Source organism: Amycolatopsis sp. CA-128772, assembly GCF_002904295.1.
In the GTDB taxonomy this organism is placed as follows: Bacteria; Actinomycetota; Actinomycetes; order Mycobacteriales; family Pseudonocardiaceae; genus Amycolatopsis.
In genome coordinates, this window is sequence record NZ_PPHG01000001.1 from 25,411 (window position 1) to 43,507 (window position 18,097).

General features: G+C 71.9%; 17 protein-coding genes. 13 read left to right on the forward strand and 4 right to left on the reverse strand.

Features of this window, described 5'->3' with window-relative positions:
• Window positions 1-44: 44 nt before the first annotated feature.
• From xerD to C2L59_RS00140, 6 genes are all read left to right on the forward strand, one after another.
• Window positions 45-947, forward strand: a complete 903-nt coding sequence (gene xerD, locus C2L59_RS00115; protein WP_103347442.1) for a site-specific tyrosine recombinase XerD — start codon at window positions 45-47, stop codon at window positions 945-947.
• A 200-nt stretch (window positions 948-1,147) separates the two neighbouring features.
• Window positions 1,148-2,119: a ParA family protein gene (locus tag C2L59_RS00120; protein ID WP_103347443.1), complete on the forward strand. Its 972-nt coding sequence runs from the start codon at window positions 1,148-1,150 to the stop codon at window positions 2,117-2,119.
• Window positions 2,116-2,538: a cobyrinic acid a,c-diamide synthase gene (locus C2L59_RS00125; RefSeq protein WP_103347444.1), complete on the forward strand. Its 423-nt coding sequence runs from the start codon at window positions 2,116-2,118 to the stop codon at window positions 2,536-2,538. The genes C2L59_RS00120 and C2L59_RS00125 overlap by 4 nt, the downstream gene beginning before the upstream one ends.
• A complete protein-coding gene (locus C2L59_RS00130; protein WP_103347445.1) occupies window positions 2,538-3,440 on the forward strand; it encodes a ScpA family protein in 903 nt (300 codons plus the stop codon). Before C2L59_RS00125 ends, C2L59_RS00130 begins: the two co-directional genes overlap by 1 nt.
• The gene (scpB, locus tag C2L59_RS00135) at window positions 3,437-4,249 is read left to right on the forward strand and encodes an SMC-Scp complex subunit ScpB (RefSeq protein WP_103347446.1); all 813 of its coding nucleotides are present in this window, start codon (window positions 3,437-3,439) and stop codon (window positions 4,247-4,249) included. Before C2L59_RS00130 ends, scpB begins: the two co-directional genes overlap by 4 nt.
• Window positions 4,236-4,988, forward strand: a complete 753-nt coding sequence (locus tag C2L59_RS00140) for a pseudouridine synthase (RefSeq protein ID WP_103347447.1) — start codon at window positions 4,236-4,238, stop codon at window positions 4,986-4,988. The genes scpB and C2L59_RS00140 overlap by 14 nt, the downstream gene beginning before the upstream one ends.
• Here the strand turns inward: C2L59_RS00140 and C2L59_RS00145 are convergent.
• On the reverse strand, window positions 4,967-5,797 hold the full coding sequence (locus C2L59_RS00145; protein ID WP_103347448.1) for a class I SAM-dependent methyltransferase: 831 nt from the start codon (window positions 5,795-5,797) through the stop codon (window positions 4,967-4,969). The two genes, C2L59_RS00140 and C2L59_RS00145, sit on opposite strands and share 22 nt — an antisense overlap.
• Before the next feature lie 67 nt (window positions 5,798-5,864).
• On the opposite strand from C2L59_RS00145, the gene C2L59_RS00150 reads away from it, so the two are divergent.
• Window positions 5,865-7,709 (forward strand): Xaa-Pro dipeptidyl-peptidase, encoded by a 1,845-nt coding sequence (locus tag C2L59_RS00150; RefSeq protein WP_233223177.1) that lies wholly within the window; start codon window positions 5,865-5,867, stop codon window positions 7,707-7,709.
• A gap of 82 nt (window positions 7,710-7,791) precedes the next feature.
• Window positions 7,792-8,151, forward strand: a complete 360-nt coding sequence (locus C2L59_RS00155; protein WP_103347450.1) for a hypothetical protein — start codon at window positions 7,792-7,794, stop codon at window positions 8,149-8,151.
• A 21-nt stretch (window positions 8,152-8,172) separates the two neighbouring features.
• Here C2L59_RS00155 and C2L59_RS00160 read toward each other — a convergent pair whose 3' ends face one another.
• The 3 genes from C2L59_RS00160 to C2L59_RS00170 are packed head-to-tail and all read right to left on the reverse strand — an operon-like array spanning window position 8,173 to window position 10,261.
• Complete coding sequence (locus C2L59_RS00160) at window positions 8,173-9,366, reverse strand: cation:proton antiporter (RefSeq protein ID WP_103347451.1); 1,194 nt, start codon at window positions 9,364-9,366, stop codon at window positions 8,173-8,175.
• 7 nt (window positions 9,367-9,373) lie between these two features.
• Window positions 9,374-9,856 (reverse strand): cation:proton antiporter regulatory subunit, encoded by a 483-nt coding sequence (locus C2L59_RS00165; RefSeq protein ID WP_199198839.1) that lies wholly within the window; start codon window positions 9,854-9,856, stop codon window positions 9,374-9,376.
• A 36-nt stretch (window positions 9,857-9,892) separates the two neighbouring features.
• Window positions 9,893-10,261, reverse strand: coding sequence for a DUF4267 domain-containing protein (locus tag C2L59_RS00170; protein WP_103347453.1), 369 nt, complete (start codon window positions 10,259-10,261; stop codon window positions 9,893-9,895).
• Between the two features lie 112 nt (window positions 10,262-10,373).
• On the opposite strand from C2L59_RS00170, the gene C2L59_RS00175 reads away from it, so the two are divergent.
• The 5 genes from C2L59_RS00175 (at window position 10,374) to C2L59_RS00195 (ending at window position 18,058) form a co-directional block, all read left to right on the forward strand.
• A complete protein-coding gene (locus C2L59_RS00175; protein WP_103347454.1) occupies window positions 10,374-10,919 on the forward strand; it encodes a TetR-like C-terminal domain-containing protein in 546 nt (181 codons plus the stop codon).
• Window positions 10,920-11,009: 90 nt separating this feature from the next.
• Window positions 11,010-11,714, forward strand: a complete 705-nt coding sequence (gene cmk, locus C2L59_RS00180; RefSeq protein ID WP_103347455.1) for a (d)CMP kinase — start codon at window positions 11,010-11,012, stop codon at window positions 11,712-11,714.
• Window positions 11,711-12,370, forward strand: a complete 660-nt coding sequence (locus tag C2L59_RS00185; protein WP_199198840.1) for a 1-acyl-sn-glycerol-3-phosphate acyltransferase — start codon at window positions 11,711-11,713, stop codon at window positions 12,368-12,370. The genes cmk and C2L59_RS00185 overlap by 4 nt, the downstream gene beginning before the upstream one ends.
• Window positions 12,371-12,386: 16 nt before the next feature.
• Entirely contained in the window at window positions 12,387-13,847 is a 1,461-nt protein-coding gene (der, locus tag C2L59_RS00190) for a ribosome biogenesis GTPase Der (RefSeq protein ID WP_103347456.1), read from the forward strand.
• Between the two features lie 326 nt (window positions 13,848-14,173).
• Window positions 14,174-18,058: a Pls/PosA family non-ribosomal peptide synthetase gene (locus C2L59_RS00195; RefSeq protein ID WP_103347457.1), complete on the forward strand. Its 3,885-nt coding sequence runs from the start codon at window positions 14,174-14,176 to the stop codon at window positions 18,056-18,058.
• Window positions 18,059-18,097 lie beyond the last annotated feature (39 nt).

Here is an 18,097-nt window from a genome sequence, read left to right on the forward strand (position 1 = left end):
CGGCCTAAGGTGACGGCGTGGCAGGCGCGGGCAGCACGGATGGCGTGATCGCCGCGTACCTCGACCACCTGGCCGTCGAACGCGGGACCGCGCGCAACACCCTGGACAGCTACGCCCGTGACCTGCGCCGGTACGCCGCGCACCTGGCCGGCCTGGGCGTCGCTGAGGTCGCCGACGTGACGTCCGCGCACGTCACCGCCTTCGGTGCCGCGCTGCGGGAGGGCGACGAGGAGCACAAGCCCCTGGCCGCCTCCTCGGCCGCCCGGGCCCTGGTCGCCGTGCGGGGGCTGCACAAGTTCGCGCACGCCGAGGGCCTCACCGAGCACAACCCGGCCCGCGAAGTCCGGCCGCCGACCCCGGCCAAGCGGCTGCCCAAGGCGCTGCCGGTCGACGACGTGCTGCGGCTGCTGGAGACCCCGCCCCCGGACGGCGAGCGCCCGCTGCGCGACCGGGCGCTGCTGGAGGTGCTCTACTCCACCGGGGCGCGGATCTCCGAGGCGGTCGGCCTGGACGTCGACGACGTCGACCCGGCCGAGCGCACGGTGCTGCTCGACGGCAAGGGCGGCAAGCAGCGGCTGGTGCCGATCGGCCGTCCCGCGCTCGCCGCGCTGCACGCCTACACCGTGCGCGCCCGCCCGGTGCTCGCCGCGCACGGCCGGGGCACGGCGGCGCTGTTCCTCAACGCCCGCGGCAGCCGGCTGTCGCGGCAGAGCGCGTGGCAGGTCCTCAAGGACACCGCCGGCCGGGCGGGCATCACCGCCGTCGTGTCGCCGCACACGCTCCGCCACTCCTTCGCCACGCACCTGCTCGAAGGCGGCGCGGACGTCCGGGTCGTCCAAGAACTCCTCGGCCACGCCTCGGTGACGACGACCCAGGTGTACACGCTGGTCACGGTCAACACCCTGCGCGAGGTGTACGCGACGGCGCACCCGCGGGCACTGGGCTAGACGGCCCTGGATCCATCCATGCCCCCGCCACCACCCTCAACGGAGGCGCTTCGCGCCGCTGTGTTTTCCCCGAAGCGCCTTCCCAGCCTGCACCGACGGTCGAGTGACATTGCCCCGTCGAGTCCGGCGCGTTGCTTTGCCGGGGCTCCGACTCCGGACATAGGCTGCGGCGGACGCGACGAACAAGGAGCCTTCTCGCCATGTCGACACCGAACCAGCCGGCCGTCCCGGCCGAGTCCGCCGGGTCGGCGGCGGCGAACCTCAACGACGTCAAGATCGCGACGCCGGAACTCCACGACGGCGACGAGCCGCAGGAACGCAACGGCAAGAAGGTGAAGCTGGAGGGTATCGGCCCGACCGGCCGCCCGATCCGCGAGCACCCCGATCCGGCGCCGCTGGACAGGCACGGCCCGGCCAAGATCATGGCGATGTGCAACCAGAAGGGCGGCGTCGGCAAGACGACGTCGACCATCAACCTGGGTGCCGCCCTCGCCGAGTACGGGCGGCGGGTGCTGCTCGTCGACTTCGACCCGCAGGGCGCGCTCGCCGTCGGTCTCGGCATCCAGCCGCACGAACTGGACCAGACGGTCTACAACGCCATCATGGAGCGGTCGGTCAGCGCCACCGACGTGCTGATGAAAACCCGCGTCGACGGCGTTGACCTGCTGCCGAGCAACATCGACCTGTCCGCGGCGGAGGTCCAGCTCGTCGCCGAGGTGGGGCGCGAGCACACGTTGTTACGGGTCCTTCGTCCGGTCATGAACGACTACGACTATGTTCTTGTCGACTGCCAGCCCTCGCTCGGCCTGCTCACGGTGAACGCGCTGACCGCCGCGGACGGCGTGATCATCCCGCTGGAGTGCGAGTTCTTCAGTCTGCGAGGCGTAGCTCTCCTGATCGACACCATCGAGAAGGTCCAGGAACGCCTCAACCCCAAACTGGACATCGTGGGGATTCTCGCCACCATGTACGACCCGAGAACCCTGCATTCGAAGGAGGTCATGGCTCGCGTGGTGGAGGCATTCGGCGAGACCGTGTTCGACACGGTCATCAACCGCACCGTGCGGTTCCCCGAGACGACGGTCGCGGGTGAGCCGATCACGACCTGGGCGCCCAAGTCGGCCGGCGCGGCGGCGTACCGCCAGCTGGCCCGCGAGGTGATCGCTCGGTGAGCAGGCGCGCCTCCCTGCCGGGAGCGTCGGAACTCTTCAGGATTACGACCAGCACCGCCAGCCCCGCTCTCGATCTCCCTCCCCAGCCCCCGCCCGAGCCCGACGAGCCCGACGAGAAGGCCAAGCCCGCGGGCAACGGCCGGACCGAACAGCTCGCCCGCAGCGCGGCCCCGCACGGCTCCGGCCGGACCAAGCACGACGCGAAAATCACCGTGTACGTCTCCGGCGACGAGCTCCTGGCCATGGAACAGGCCCGGCTGACGCTGCGCGCGAAGCACGACCTGGTCGTCGACCGCGGCCGCCTGGTCCGCGAGGCCGTCGCGGTGCTGCTGGCCGACTTCGACCAGAACGGCGAGGAGTCGGTGCTGGTGCAGCGGCTGCGGGTGGTCGGCTCAGACGGCGGCGAAACCGAGGGCTGATGGACGAGCCGGACCCGGCTCCCGAGGACCAGGTACCCGAAGAGCACCAGACGGTGCACGGCGGGATGATCCCCGAAGGCGTCAACACCGAAGAACTCAGCACGTCGAAGTTCAAGGTGCGGCTGGCCAACTTCGAAGGGCCGTTCGACCTGCTGCTGCAGCTGATCTCGCAGCACCAGCTCGACGTCACCGAAGTGGCGTTGCACCGGGTCACCGACGACTTCATCGCCTACACCCGCGCGCTGGGCACGGACTGGAACCTCGACGAGACGACGGAGTTCCTGGTCATCGCGGCCACGCTCCTGGACCTGAAGGCGGCGCGGCTGCTGCCGTCGGCCGAAGTGGAGAGCGAAGACGACCTCGCCCTGCTCGAAGCCCGCGACCTGCTGTTCGCGCGGATCCTGCAGTACCGCGCGTACAAGCAGGTGGCGGCGCTGTTCGGCGAGCTGGAGCAGAACGCGCTGCGGCGGTACCCGCGGTCGGTGGCGCTGGAGGAGCGGTTCGTCGGGCTGCTGCCCGAGGTGATGCTGGGCGTGACGCCGCAGAAGTTCGCCGACATCGCGGTGGCGGTGTTCCGGCCCAAGCCGCCGCCGACCGTGTCGATCGCCCACATCCACATGGGCCGCATCTCGGTGCGCGAGCACGCGGCGATCCTGCGGGTGATGCTGGCCGAGCGCGGCCAGGCGACGTTCGGCGAGCTGGTCGACGACTGCGAGCACACGGTGGAGATCGTGGCGCGCTTCCTGGCGCTGCTGGAGCTCTACCGCGAGGCGACGGTCCAGTTCGAGCAGACCGAGGCACTGGCCGAGCTGCACGTCCGCTGGACGGGCGGCTCGAAGGAAGAAGCCTCCGCGGCGGCCGAGCTGGACCGCGCGTTCGGAGACGAAGAGGAGTACGGGTGAGCGACGAGCAGGTGTCCCCGCCGGAGCCGCCGGTGGGTGAGCCGGCGGAGGCCGCGGCGGAGCTGGCGCTGGCGGAGGCATTGTCCGGCGAGCCGGTGACCGAGGACGGTTCGCCGGTGGAACCGCTGACCCCAGCTACCCCGGAGCCCGCTTCCGCCGAGCCTGAAGGCGCCGAGCCTGAAGCGGCCGCCGTGGCCGAGCCGGGTCCCGAGGATCCCGAGTCCGATCTGGTCGCTGCCGGGGACTCGGACTCCATGCCGGACCTCGCCTCCGACGAGGCCCTCGAAGCCGCCCTCGAGGCGCTTCTCCTCGTCGTCGACTCGCCCGCGAGCGAAGAGCTGCTCGCCGACACCCTCGGCCAGCCCCGGGCGCGGATCGTCGTCGCGCTGCGGACCATGGCGCAGAAGTTCACCGACCGGACGTCCGGGATCGACCTGCGGCGCGTCGGCGAAGGGTGGCGGTTCTACACTAGGGACGTCCATGCCCCGTTCGTGGAGAAGCTCCTGCTGGACGGCCAGCGGTCGAAGCTGACCCGGGCCGCGCTGGAGAGCCTCGCCGTGATCGCGTACCGGCAGCCGGTGACCCGTGCGCGGGTTGCCGCGGTGCGGGGTGTGAACGTGGACGGCGTGATCCGGACGCTGCTCGCGCGCGGCCTCATCGAAGAGATGGGGACCGATCCCGAGACGACCGGCACGCTGTACGTGACGACCGAGCTGTTCCTGGAGCGACTGGGGCTGTCGTCACTGAACGACCTGCCCGCCATCGCTCCGTTGCTACCCGAAGTGGACACCATCGATGACATCCAGTGAACACCCCGACGGCGTCCGCCTGCAGAAGGTGCTCTCGCAGGCCGGGGTCGCCTCCCGGCGCGCGGCGGAGGACCTGATCGTCGCCGGCCGCGTCGAGGTGGACGGCGAGGTCGTCACCGAGCTGGGCCGCCGCGTCGACCCGGACAACGCGGTCATCCACGTCGACGGCACCCGGGTGAACCTGCGCGACGACCTGATCTACCTCGCCCTGAACAAGCCCAAGGGCGTGCACTCGACGATGTCGGACGACCGCGGCCGCCCCTGCGTCGGCGACTACCTGCGCGGCCGGTACGAGGAGACGCCCGGCGTCGTGCACGTCGGACGGCTCGACGAGAACACCGAGGGCCTGCTGCTGCTGACCAACGACGGCGACCTCGGCCACCGGCTGATGCACCCGTCCTACCGGGTCCTCAAGACCTACCTCGCCGAGGTCGACGGCCTGGTGCCGCGCGGGCTGGGCAAGGAGCTGCGCAAGGGCTGGGAGCTGCCGGACGGCATCGTCAAGGTCGACCAGTTCCGGGTCAAGGACATGCACTCCGGCAAGTCGCTGGTCGAGCTGGTCATCCACGAGGGCAAGAAGCACATCGTGCGCCGCCTGCTCAAGGACACCGGCCACCCGGTGCTCAAGCTGGTCCGCACCGCGGTCGGCGACGTCCAGCTCGGCAACCAGCGCGTCGGCTCGATCCGGCGGCTGACGAAGACCGAGGTCGGCGCGCTCTACCGCAACGTCGAGCTCTGACGCAGGGCGGTCACGAACCCGTCGAGTGTCTCGTCGCCCGGACGGTGGTACTTCACGGCCAGTTCGGCGTGGGAGACGACGGTGGGTGCCCAGCCGTGGCCGCGCAGCCACTCCGGCGCCTCATCGCCGAGACCGCCGTGCCACAAGCGGGTGATGCGCTCGGCACCCGGGGTGGCCTCGGCGCGGGCGAGCAGGCCGTCCCGCGTCTCGGCCGACCGGTGCTCGAACGACACCCGGCTGCCCGGCGCGGACAGCTCGGTCACGGTCGACAGCAGCGCGTCGGCCTCTTGGCGGGTCAGGTAGACCAGCAGGCCCTCGGCCAGCCACGCGGCCGGGAGACCCGGGTCGAACCCGGCGGCCCGCAGCGCACCCGCCCAGTCGTCGCGCAGGTCGGCCGGGACCACGACGCGCTCGCACGACGGCACGGCGCCCTGGCGGGCGAGCACCTCGTCCTTGAACGTGAGGACCTCGGGCAGGTCGAGCTCGAACAACCGCACGCCCGGCGGCCACGCGAGCCGGAAGGCGCGGGCGTCGAGCCCCGCGGCGAGCACCACGACCTGGGCGCACCCGGCGGCCAGCAGGTAGTCGTCGTAGAACCGGGTGCGGATCGCCACCTGGCGGGCGAAGAGCGCGCCGAGGCCACCCTGCGGGGTTTCGCCCGGTGCGACGGGCAGCAGGGAGCTGCCGGCCGCGTGGAACGCGGCCGCGTACGGATCGTCGAACAGCCGGTCCGGGCGGCGGCTTTCGTACGCCCGCAGCGCGGCGACACCGACGGCGGTGAGGCTCACCGCGGGCAGGGACTCCGTCATGATTTCCAACGTACGCCCGACTTTCCGCCGTAGTGGGGGCGATCGCCGGCTCGCTAGCGTGACGGTTATGCGACTCGGTGTGGTGTGCGGGGTCCTCGCGGTGCTCCTGTCCGGTGCGGTGACCCCGGCGGCCGCGGCGCCCGCGGCGAGTGAACCGGTTTACGACTACGCGAAGGCGGTCCGCGAAACCGTCTGGGTCGACATCGGCCGCGACGGCGACGGCGACGGGCGCTCCGACCGCGTCGCCGCCGACATCGTGCGGCCGGGCGAGCTGACCTCGGGCGTGCCGGTGATCATGGACGCCAGCCCGTACTACTCGTGCTGCGGGCGCGGCAACGAGAGCGAGCTCAAGACCTACGACAGCGCCGGGAAGCCGGTGAAGTTCCCGCTGTTCTACGACAACTACTTCGTGCCGCGCGGCTACGCGGTGGTGCAGGTCGACCTGGCCGGGACGAACCGCTCGGCCGGCTGCGCGGACGTCGGCGGCCCGTCGGACGTCGGCTCGGCCCGCAAGGTCGTCGACTGGCTGAACGGCCGCGCGACCGGCTACAGCGCGAAGACCGGCGGCAGTGCGGTGACCGCGGGCTGGACCTCCGGCAACGTCGGGATGATCGGCAAGTCCTACGACGGCACGATCGCCAACGGCGTCGCGGCGACCGGCGTCGCCGGGCTCAAGACCATCGTGCCGATCTCCGCGATCAGCTCCTGGTACGACTACTACCGCTCCGACGGCGCCACCTTCGGCTTCAACCCGGCGGGGCTCGCGCAGACCGTCGAGGCGCGCAACAGCGGGCAGAACTGCTCGGCGCAGAACCAGGTCCTCACCACCGGCGCGACGGCGAACGGCGACTACGGGCCGCTGTGGGCGGCGCGGGACTACGTCACGAACGCGCGGAACGTGCGCGCCAGCGTGCTGCTGTCCCACGGCGTCAACGACCTCAACGTCAAGACCCTCCACTTCGGACAGTGGTGGGACGCGCTGAACGTCGAGAAGAAGATCTGGCTGTCGCAGACCGGGCACGTCGACCCGTTCGACTACCGGCGCGCGGACTGGGTCGACCTGCTGCACCGGTGGTTCGACCACTACCTGCTCGGGATCGACAACGGCGTCCAGAACGGCCCGATGGCCAGCGTCGAGCGGCAGCCGGACCAGTGGGCCGACCAGAGCCGCTACCCGGCGGCCGGTGCGGCGGCCACGACGCTGCGCCCGGGGGCGTCCGGCACGCTCGGCACGGCGCCGGCGTCCGGGACGGCGTCCTTCACGGACAACCCGAACGTCGGCGAGGACACCTGGGTGACCAGCCCGGGCAGCGCCGCGCTGACCTACTCGACCGGGGCCCTGGCGTCCGACCTGCAGGTTTCGGGGACGTCGTCGATCACCGTGACGGCGACACCGAGCACGGCGTCGGCGCGGGTGTCGGCCCTGTTGGTGGACCTCGGCGCGGCGACGATCCGCAACTTCGCCGGCAGCGGCGAGGGGATCAAGACGGGCACCACGGAGAACTGCTGGGGTTCCTCGACGACGGGCGACGACGCCTGCTACCGCATCGCGACGGCGGACGTGAAGAAGGTGACCTACACGATCATCAGCCGCGGCTGGGCGGACCTGGCGAACTACGCATCCCTTTCGCAGGAACGACCGCTGACACCGGGGACGGCGTACACGATGACGTTCCGGCTGGCGTCCACGGACCACATCGTCCCCCGCGGCCACGCACTGGCGTTGATCATCGGCGGCACGGACGCGAGCTTCATCCGCGGCCCCGCCCAACCGGGCCGGCTGACCCTGGACCTGTCCCGCACCTCGCTGTCGGTCCCGGTGGGGGGCGTCCTCCCACCGGCGACGACCCACCCGGCTGCCCTCGGCGGCGGCGCGTTCGTGGCGTCGGCGGGCCGGGCGGACCTGCGCTGACCGGTTGCCCCGGAAGGCCGATGCCGCCCGCAAAACCCGGTGTTAGGCTCGAATTTCCCTTGTCCCGCAACGAGGAGCCGCCATGCCGGACCGGACGAGACCGAAGGCCGCGTGGGCGGCCGCCGTCGTCGTGACGGCGGCCGGCGTGCTGTCGCTGGCGCCCGCGACGGCCGCTTCGGCGGCGACCACGACGTCCTGCGCGTCGGCGTACTCGATCGGCCCTCCCGGCTGGCACCTCCCTTCGCCCACGGTTCACCTGGGGACGTCGTGCACGGGGTTCTCCGATGCGGGTTCGCCGTACGTCTTCAAGATCGCCATTTTCAACGCCATCTCGACCCAGCAGCCGTATAACACTTACCTGCACAACATCACGGCGACGTGCCCCGCGTACTCCTACAGCGGGACGGATCTCGTCGCGACGGGCTGCACCTTCAGCGTTTGATCCGGCGTCGGCCGGTAACACTCAGCCGGCCTCGGCCGGGGCCGTCTTCGTGGCGGACTTGCGCTGCAGGGCGCGGGCGATCGGCTCGACGACCCGGGCCGCCGTCGGGCCGAGGATGGCCATCAGCAGCACGTACGCCGTGGCCAGGGCCGCCAGCTCGCCGGTGACCGCTCCCGCTGTCACCGCCAGGCCGGCGATCACGATCGAGAACTCGCCGCGGGCCACCAGCGCCGCCCCCGCGCGAGCCCGGCCCATCTTCCCGATGCCCTGGCGGCGGGCCGCCCACCAGCCGGTGCCGACCTTCGTCGCGGTCGTCACCACCGCCAGCACGACCGCCCAGCCGAGCACCGGCGGGATCGACGCCGGGTTCGTGTTGAGCCCGAAGACCACGAAGAACACCGCGGCGAACAGGTCGCGCAGGGGTTCCAGCAGGTGCGTCGCGTTCTCCGCGGTCGAGCCCGAGATCGCGATGCCGAGCAGGAACGCGCCGACCGCGGCCGACACCTGCATCGCCGACGCCAGCCCGGCCACCAGCAGCGCCGCGCCGAGGACCTTGAGCAGGAACACCTCGCGGTCCGGGCTGTCGACGGCGGCCGAGACGTACCGGCCGAACTTGAGCGCGATCACCAGCACCACGGTGATCACCAGCAGCGAGATCCCGACGGCCTCCATGCCGCCCAGGAACGACACCCCGCCCAGGACCGCGGTGAGGATCGGCAGGTAGAGCGCCATCACGAGGTCCTCGAACACGAGGATCGACAGCACCACCGGCGTCTCGCGGTTGCCCAGCCGGCCCAGGTCGCCGAGGACCTTGGCGACGATCCCGGACGACGAGATGTAGGTGACGCCCGCCATCACCATCGCGCCGACCGGGCCCCAGCCCAGCAGCAGCGCGACGGCCGCGCCGGGCGCCGCGTTGAGGACGATGTCGAGCAGGCCGGCCGTCCACGAGCGGCGCAGCCCGGTGAACAGCTCGGCCGCGGAGTACTCGAGGCCGAGCAGGAGCAGTAGCAGCACGACGCCGATTTCGCTGGCCAGGTGCGTGAAGCCGCCGATGTCGGTCAGCGGGATCAGGCCACCGGAGCCGAAGCAGAGACCGCCGAGCAGGTAGAGCGGGATGGGGGAGAGGCCGATCTTGCCGGCCAGGCGCCCGAGTGCGCCCAGCACGAAGAAGACCGCCCCCAGTTCGATCAGGGACAGCGCGGTGTGGTCCATCGGCCGCTCAGCCGTACTTGAGGATCTTGGCGGCGGCTTCGAGGCCCTCGCTCGTGCCGACCGCCACCAGCAGGTCGCCGCCGGTCAGGGTGAAGTCGGGCGTGGGCGAGGGGTGGACCTGGCCCGCCCGCGCCACCGCGACCACCGAGACGCCGGTGCGGGTGCGCATCGCGGTGTCGCCGAGCGTCCGGCCGTCGAACGGGCCGGACGGCTTGATCGGCAGCTGCCGCGTGCTGATCCCCGGCAGGTCCCGGTGCTCCTCCGTCAGCTGCGCGACCAGCTGGGGCGCGCCGAGCAGGTTGGCCAGCGTGCCCGCCTCGTCCGCGGTGAGCGGGATCGAGGCGGCGCAGGCGTCGGGGTCGTCCGACTTCGACACGATCAGCTCGGTGTGGCCGTCCCGCTGGGTGACGACGCCGATGCGACGGCCGGTCCGGGTGCTGAAGTCCTTGCGCACCCCGATGCCGGGCAGGGGGGTTACTTCGACGTTCACCCAACCACCGTAACCCACGTGTCCGATTCGCGACGTTCAGCCGAGCAGGAGCAGCAGCGCGGCGACGACCATCACGGCGGCGGTCAGGCCGTGGACGGCGAAGGCGATGGCCTTCTTCCCGCGGTGGCGCAGGACGATCAGCATGTCGAACAGGGGCCAGACGGCCGCGGTGAGGATGACCCAGCCCAGCGCGTGCGGGTCCCCGTAGACCATCAGGGCCAGCGGAACCAGGCCGGCGCCGACGTCGCGGCCGCCCTTGACGTTCAAGAAGGTGTCGGCGTCCTCGGGAACGTCGGTGAAGCCGAAGCCCGCCGCGATCTTCCGCGGCGCGAACAGGTAGTTGAGGCCGACGTAGATGATCCCGAGCGAGACGATCGCGACGAGGACGTAGCCGGTGACGAGCATGATGTTTCCTCCAGTGTTCTAGCATCGCTAGGATTGCTAGCAACGCTAACCTAGCACCGCTATTTTGTCTAGCAGTGCTAGAATGTGACGTATGACCCAGGGACAACGGCGGGTGCGCGACCGCACCGAGCGAGCACGACGGATCGTGGCCGCGGCGCGGGAGCTGGCCGAGGCGGAAGGCTGGGACGCGGTCACCACCCGGAAGCTCGCGGCGCTGATCGAGTACAGCCAGCCAGTGCTGTACAGCCACTTCCCGGGCGGCAAGGACGCGATCATGGCCGCGGCCGCGCTGGAGGGCTTCGCCGAGCTGGCTTCGGTGCTGGCGGACGCGCGGGCCGGCGGCCTGGCCGGTGTCGTCCGCGCCTACGTCGGGTTCGCCGAGGCCAGGCCCGCGTTGTACGACGCGATGTTCACGCTCGCCTCCGAGCTGCGGTTCGCCCAGGACGACACCCCGGAGGTGATGAAGGCGAACTTCGCGGAGCTGCTGGCGGTCATCGAACCGGTGGCGGGGGCGCAGAACGCCGGCCCGCTGACCGAAGTGTTCTGGAGCACCTTGCACGGCCTGGTGACCCTCGACCGGGGGCACCGGCTGTCGCCGGCCCACCGTGACGAGCGCCTCGCGCTCGTGGTGGCGCGCTTCGGCACGCGGGGCGACTGATCTCCTCCGCACCCCGACCGGCAGAATGGACCCCGAGCCGACCGAGACGAGAACGCGAGGAGAGTGCCGGTGACGGGAGCCCTACGTGGTGTGGTCGCGCTGGACGGCCCGTCGGGGACCGGGAAGACCACCGTCGCCCGCAAGCTCGCCCAGCGCCTCGGCGCCGGCTACCTCGACACCGGGGCGATGTACCGGATGGTCACCCTCGCCGTGCTGCGCGCCGGCGTCGACCCGGCCGACCCGGACGCGGTCGCCGCGGTGGCCGACCGGGCCGAGTTCACCATCGGCACCAGCCCCGACCGGCCGGAGATCCGGCTGGCCGGCGAGGACGTCGCCGCCGACATCCGCGGGCCGGAGGTCACCAAGGCCGTGTCGCCGGTCTCGGCCGTGCCGCACGTGCGTGAGCTGCTGGTCACGCGGCAGCGGCGGATCATCGAGGACGTCGTCGGGCACCGGGGCGGCATCGTCGTCGAGGGCCGGGACATCGGCACGGTCGTCGCGCCGGACTCGCCGCTCAAGGTCTTCCTCACCGCGTCCGCCGACGTCCGCGCGTCGCGCCGCAGCACCCAGGACACCGCGGCCGGGCGCCAGTCGTCGGTCGCCGACGCCCTGGCTTCGGTCGAGCGTCGCGATCGCCTCGACTCGACCCGGGCCGCCTCGCCGCTGCGCGCGGCCGAGGACGCCGTGCCGGTCGACACCTCCGAGCTGTCGATCGACCAGGTGATCGTCGCGCTGAGCGAGCTGGCCAGCCACCGCGGCCTGCTGGCGAGCTGCAAAGAAGAAGTAGCTCGATGAGTGCTGACGGACTCCCCGAGGGATCCGTCGGCGCACTCCACGACGCCGGGCGGGTCTTCGCCCGGTACCATCTGCGCGCGGCCTTCCGCATCCGCGTGCACGGCCGCGAGCGCGTTCCCGCCACCGGGCCGCTGCTCGTGATCGCCAACCACAGCTCCATGATCGAACCGCAGCTGATCTTCGGAATGCTTCCGCGGCGTTCGGCGTTCCTGGTCAAGGCCGAGATGTTCGGCGGGATCGTCGGCAAGTTCATGCTGGCGATCGGGCAGATCCCGCTCAAGCGCGGCGAGATCGACCGCAAACCGCTGCTGACCGCGGTCGGCGTGCTCAAGGACGGCGGCGTCGTCGGGATCTTCCCCGAAGGCACCCGCGGTACCGGGGATGTCGGCGCGGCCGAACGCGGCGCGGCCTGGCTGGTCCGGGCCTCCGGCGCGACCGTGCTCCCGGTCGCGACGCGGGGCACGCTCAAGCCGGCCGACGGCAGGCGGCGCTGGCGCCCACGCGTGGACATCCTCGTGGGGGAGCCGTTTTCGCCGAAGGTGGGGCCCGGGAAGACCGGGCTCGACCAGGGCACCGAAGAGCTGCGCGGTGAGCTCGCGGCGCTCGTGAAGACTTTGGACGACTGGCGTGCCGAACACGGATTCGGCGCGGTATAAGGGAAACAGGGTAGTAATGGAAGAGTACGACGGCGTCGGCGAAGTCGACGGCACCTGGTCCGACGAGACCGAATTCGCCGCGCTCGACGCGCAGATCGAGGCGGCGGAGGCGGCCGAGGAGGCCGCGCTCGCGCAGCCGGTGCTCGCCGTCGTCGGCCGCCCGAACGTGGGCAAGTCGACGCTGGTCAACCGCATCCTGGGCCGGCGCGAAGCCGTCGTGCAGGACGTGCCGGGCGTGACCCGCGACCGCGTCGCCTACGACGCCTACTGGGGCGGGCGCAGGTTCACCCTGGTCGACACGGGCGGCTGGGAACCGGACGCGACCGGCCTGCAGGCCTCCGTCGCCGCGCAGGCCGAGCTGGCCATGCAGACCGCGGACGCCGTCCTGCTGGTGATCGACGCGTCGGTCGGCGCGACCGCGACCGACGAGGCCGTCTCCAAGGTGCTGCGCCGCTCGAAGAAGCCGGTGCTGCTGGCCGCGAACAAGGTCGACGACGACCGGCTGCTCGCGGACACCGCGTCGCTGTGGTCGCTCGGCCTCGGCGAGCCGCACCCGGTCAGCGCGCTGCACGGCCGCAGCTCCGGCGACCTGCTCGACGCCATCCTCAAGGCCCTGCCCGAGTCGCCGCGCGAAGGCGGCGCCGCGACGTCGGGTCCCCGGCGCGTCGCGCTGGTCGGCAAGCCGAACGTCGGCAAGTCCAGCCTGCTCAACAAGCTGTCGGGCGAGGAGCGCTCGGTCGTCGACTCGGTCGCGGGCACCACCGTCGACCCGGTCGACTCGCTGGTCGAGCTGGACGGCGAGACCTGGCGGTTCGTCGACACGGCGGGCCTGCGCAAGCGCGTCAACTTCGCCGCGGGCGCCGAGTACTACGCCTCGCTGCGCACCAAGACCGCGATCGACGCGGCCGAGGTCGCGATCGTGCTGCTGGACGCGGCCGAGCCGCTGTCCGAACAGGACCTGCGGGTGCTGACCATGGTCGTCGAGGCCGGCCGCGCCTGCGTGCTGGCGTTCAACAAGTGGGACCTGGTCGACGAGGACCGCCGGCACGCGATGGTCCGCGAGCTGGACCGCGGCCTGGTCCGCGTGCCGTGGGCGGAGAAGGTAAACATCTCGGCGCTGACCGGCCGTTCGGTGCGCAAGCTCGCGCCGGCCCTGCGGACCGCGCTGAAGTCGTGGGACCAGCGGGTGCCGACCGGCCAGCTCAACGCGTGGCTGTCCGACCTGATCGCGGCCACCCCGCCGCCGGTCCGTTCGGGCAAGCAGCCGAAGGTGCTGTTCGCGACCCAGGCCGGCATCCGGCCGCCGACGCTGGTGCTGTTCACGACCGGCTTCCTCGAGGCGGGCTACCGCCGGTTCATCGAGCGCAAGTTCCGTGAGCAGTTCGGCTTCACCGGCAGCCCCGTCCGGGTGAACGTGCGGGTCCGCGAAAAGAAGGCGAAGCCCAAGGTCGGCGGCAAAGCCGCTCGAACCCGGTGAGCGATTTGCCGTAACTCACGTGATCAGGGACGTAATTCGCGTGATTGGGGCCGGAAATGGCGAGTTACGGCCCCAATCACGCGAGTTACGGCTTCAATCACGTGAGATGCGAGCTGGATCACGCTGATCAGGCGATTATCGTGAGGTCTGACACGCTGGCGTGACCCTGTGGATATCTTTTGGTGATTCACAGGTATCGTTGAAGGTCGTTGCGGGCGCCTCAACCGGAGAGCAAGCCCGGTTGAGGCTCCCGAAAGGTGAGTGGTGGGCTTGCGCGCCCATAATTCGTCCCGGCACGTCTTCGGTACGGTCGGGGTGTCCGCCCGATGACCGTCACGATCGAACCCACCGGATCCGCCGCCGAGGTCACCCTCGCCCCGGTCGCCGACCGCGCGCTCTTCTGGTCCGGCCTCGGCGCCGGTGAGCGCACCCTGCTCGACATCCTCGCCGCCACCGCCGAGCGGTACCCGAACGCGGCCGCGATCGACGACGGCACCACCACCCTGACCTACCGGCGCCTGCTCGAGGAGATCGACGCCTACGGGCGCCGGCTCACGGGCTACGGCGTCGGCCTCGGCGACCGCGTCGGCATCCGGATCTCCTCCGGCACCGCCGAGCTGTACATCGCCATCCTCGCCACGCTGTCCGTCGGCGCCGCGTACGTGCCGGTCGACGCCGACGACCCGGACGAGCGCGCCGAGCTGGTCTTCGAAGAAGCGCAGGTCGCCGCGGTCGCCACCGACGGCACGATCAACGTCCACTCCACGCCCGCTGGCCGCGAAGGCCGCCCCGGGCCGGCCGAAGACGCCTGGATCATCTTCACCTCCGGCTCCACCGGCAAGCCCAAGGGTGTCGCGGTCACCCACGCGAGTGCCGCCGCCTTCGTCGACGCCGAGGCCGAGCTCTTCCTCACCGACGAGCCGATCGGCCCCGGCGACCGCGTCCTGGCCGGGCTGAGCGTCGCGTTCGACGCCTCCTGCGAAGAGATGTGGCTGGCCTGGCGCCACGGCGCCTGCCTGGTCCCGGCGCCCCGTGCGCTGGTCCGCACCGGCGTCGACCTCGGCCCGTGGCTGGTCGCGCAGCGCATCACCGTCGTCTCGACGGTGCCGACGCTGGCCGCGCTCTGGCCCGCCGACGCACTCGAAGACGTCCGCCTGCTCATCTTCGGCGGCGAAGCGTGCCCGCCGGAGCTGGCCGAGCGCGTCGCCGTCGAAGGCCGCGAAGTGTGGAACACCTACGGCCCGACCGAGGCCACCGTCGTCGCCTCCGCCGCGCAGCTGACCGGCGAGGGCCCGGTCCGGATCGGCCTGCCGCTCGTCGGCTGGCAGCTCGCCGTGGTCAACGACGAAGGCGAGCCGGTCGCCATGGGCGAGACCGGCGAGCTCGTCATCGGCGGCGTCGGCCTGGCCCGCTACCTCGACGCGGCCAAGGACGCCGAGAAGTTCGCGCCGCTGCCGTCGCTGGGCTGGCCGCGTGCCTACCGCTCCGGCGACCTGGTTCGGGCGGAAGAAGCGGGCCTGCTGTTCCTCGGCCGGCTCGACGAGCAGGTCAAGCTCGGCGGCCGCCGCATCGAGCTGGGCGAAGTCGACGCCGCGCTGCAGGCCCTGCCGGGCGTGCAGGGCGCGGCCGCCGCGATCCGCCGCACCAAGGCGGGCAACCAGGTCCTCGTCGGGTACGTCGTGCCCACGGGCGAGAGCTTCGACCACGACCAGGCCGCGACGCGCCTGCGTGAGCACCTGCCCGCCGCGCTGGTGCCGCTGCTCGCCGTCGTCGACGACCTGCCGACGCGCACCTCCGGCAAGGTCGACCGCAACGCCCTCCCATGGCCATTGTCCACAGTGGAGGCTTCCGGGCTGACCCCGACCGAGACGTGGCTGGCCGAAGGCTGGGCCGAGATCCTCGGTGTCTCGGTCGACAGCCCGAAGGCGGACTTCTTCACCCACGGCGGCGGCAGCCTGACCGCCGCGCAGGTGGTCGCCCGCATCCGCACCCGGCACCCGCAGGTGTCGGTGGCCGACATCTACGCCCACCCGCGGCTGGGTGCGCTGGCGGCGATGCTGGACGCGCTGAGCGGCCAGGCCACCGAACGCCGGGACATCGCGCCGACGAAACGCCGCGCCGGTGTCATCCAGACGCTGCTGATGGTCCCGCTGATGGGCCTGGTCGGGCTGCGCTGGGCGACGCTCGCCGCCGCGCTGTCGAACGTGTTGTCGCTGCTCGGGTTCGCCTGGGCGCCCACGCTGAGCTGGGCGTGGATCGGCCTCGCCTGGGTCGTGCTGTTCAGCCCGGCGGGCCGGATCGCCATCGCCGCGGGTGGCGCGCGCGTGCTGCTGTCCGGCGTGCGCCCCGGCACCTACCCGCGCGGTGGCAGTGTCCACTTGCGACTGTGGACGGCCGAGAAGCTGGCCGAGTTCTCCGGCGCCGACAGCGTCGCCGGCGCGTCCTGGATGACGACGTACGCGAAGGCGCTCGGCGCGCGGATCGGCAAGGACGTCGACCTGCACTCGCCGCCGCCGGTCACCGGCTTCCTCAAGCTGGGCCGCGGCGCGGCGATCGAGCCCGAGGTCGACCTCACCGGCCACTGGGTCGACGGCGACGTCGTGCACATCGGCAAGGTCCGCGTCGGCGCGGAGGCCCGCGTCGGCGCGCGCAGCACGCTGTTCCCGGGTGTCCGGATCGGCAAGGGCGCGGAGATCGCGGCCGGGTCGACCGTCCGCGGTGCCGTCCCGGCCGGGCAGCGCTGGGCCGGTTCGCCCGCCGCGCGCGTGGCCAAGGACGAGCGGGACGCGCTGAAGTGGCCGTCGAGCCGCCCGCCGCGCTCGCACTTCTGGGCCGCCGTCTACGGCGTGACCTCCGTGGCGCTCGGCTTCCTGCCCGGCGTGGCCGCGCTGGCCGGCGCCGCCGTCCTCGGCTCCGCGATTTCCGGCGCTCCGACGCTTCTCGACGCGTTCACCCGCGCGATGATCTTCGTGCCGGTCGCGACCGTGGCGTACTTCGCCGCGTACATGCTGCTCGTGCTGGCCGGCGTCCGGTCGCTGAGCATCGGCATGGTCGAGGGCTACCACCCGGTGCACGGTCGCATCGCGTGGCAGGTCTGGGCCACCGAACGGCTGATGAGCATGGCCCGCGAAGGGCTGTTCCCGCTGTACGCCAGCCTGTTCACGCCGGTCTGGCTGCGGCTGCTCGGCGCGAAGGTCGGCCGCAACGTCGAGGCGTCGACCGTGCTGGCGCTGCCGAAGATGACCAAGGTCGACAGCGGCGCGTTCCTCGCCGACGACACCATGGTCGCGACCTACGAGCTCAACCACGGCTGGCTGCACGTCGCCCCGGCCCGGATCGGCAAGCAGGCGTTCCTCGGCAACTCGGGGATGACCGCGCCCGGCCGTTCGGTGCCGAAGCGCGGCCTGGTCGGCGTGCTGTCGTCGACGCCGTTGAAGGCGAAGAAGGGCTCGTCGTACCTGGGCATGCCGCCGCTGCCGGTCCGCCGCGCGATCGGCGACGCCGACACGAGCCGCACCTACACCCCGGCGCTGCACCTGAAGGCGGCGCGGGCGCTGGTCGAGCTGTGCCGGATCGTCCCGGTGATGTGCGGTGTCGCGCTGACCGTCGTCGTCGCGTTCGGGCTGCTGTGGACGGCGTCGGCGTTCGGTTCCGGCGTCGCCGCGCTGCTGGCCGGGCCCGCCCTGCTGGCCGCGGGGATCGTCGCCGCGCTGACCGCGACGGTGATGAAGTGGCTGCTGGTCGGCAAGTTCCGCGAGGTCGACCACCCGCTGTGGAGCTCCTTCGTCTGGCGCAACGAGCTGGCCGACACCTTCGTCGAGGCGTTCGCGGTGCCGTGGCTGATCGGCTCGGTCGGCGGCACCCCGCTGCTGACCGCGTGGCTGCGCACGATGGGCGTCAAGATCGGCCGCGGCGTCTGGCTGGAGACGTACTGGCTGCCCGAGGCCGACCTGGTGTCGCTGGGCGACGGCGCGACCATCAACCGCGGCTGCGTCGTGCAGACGCACCTGTTCCACGACCGGATCATGACCATGTCCCGGGTGACCCTCGGCGAGGGCGCGACCCTCGGCCCGCACGGCATCGTGCTGCCGGGCGCGGGCATCGGCGCACGCACGACGGTCGGCCCGGGCTCGCTGGTGACCCGCGGCGACGAGGTGCCCGCCGACACCCGCTGGCTGGGCAACCCGATCTCGGCGTGGCCGGGTAAGTAACGAAAGCGGGACCAGGCGCGCCGGACTCACCTGTGCCGT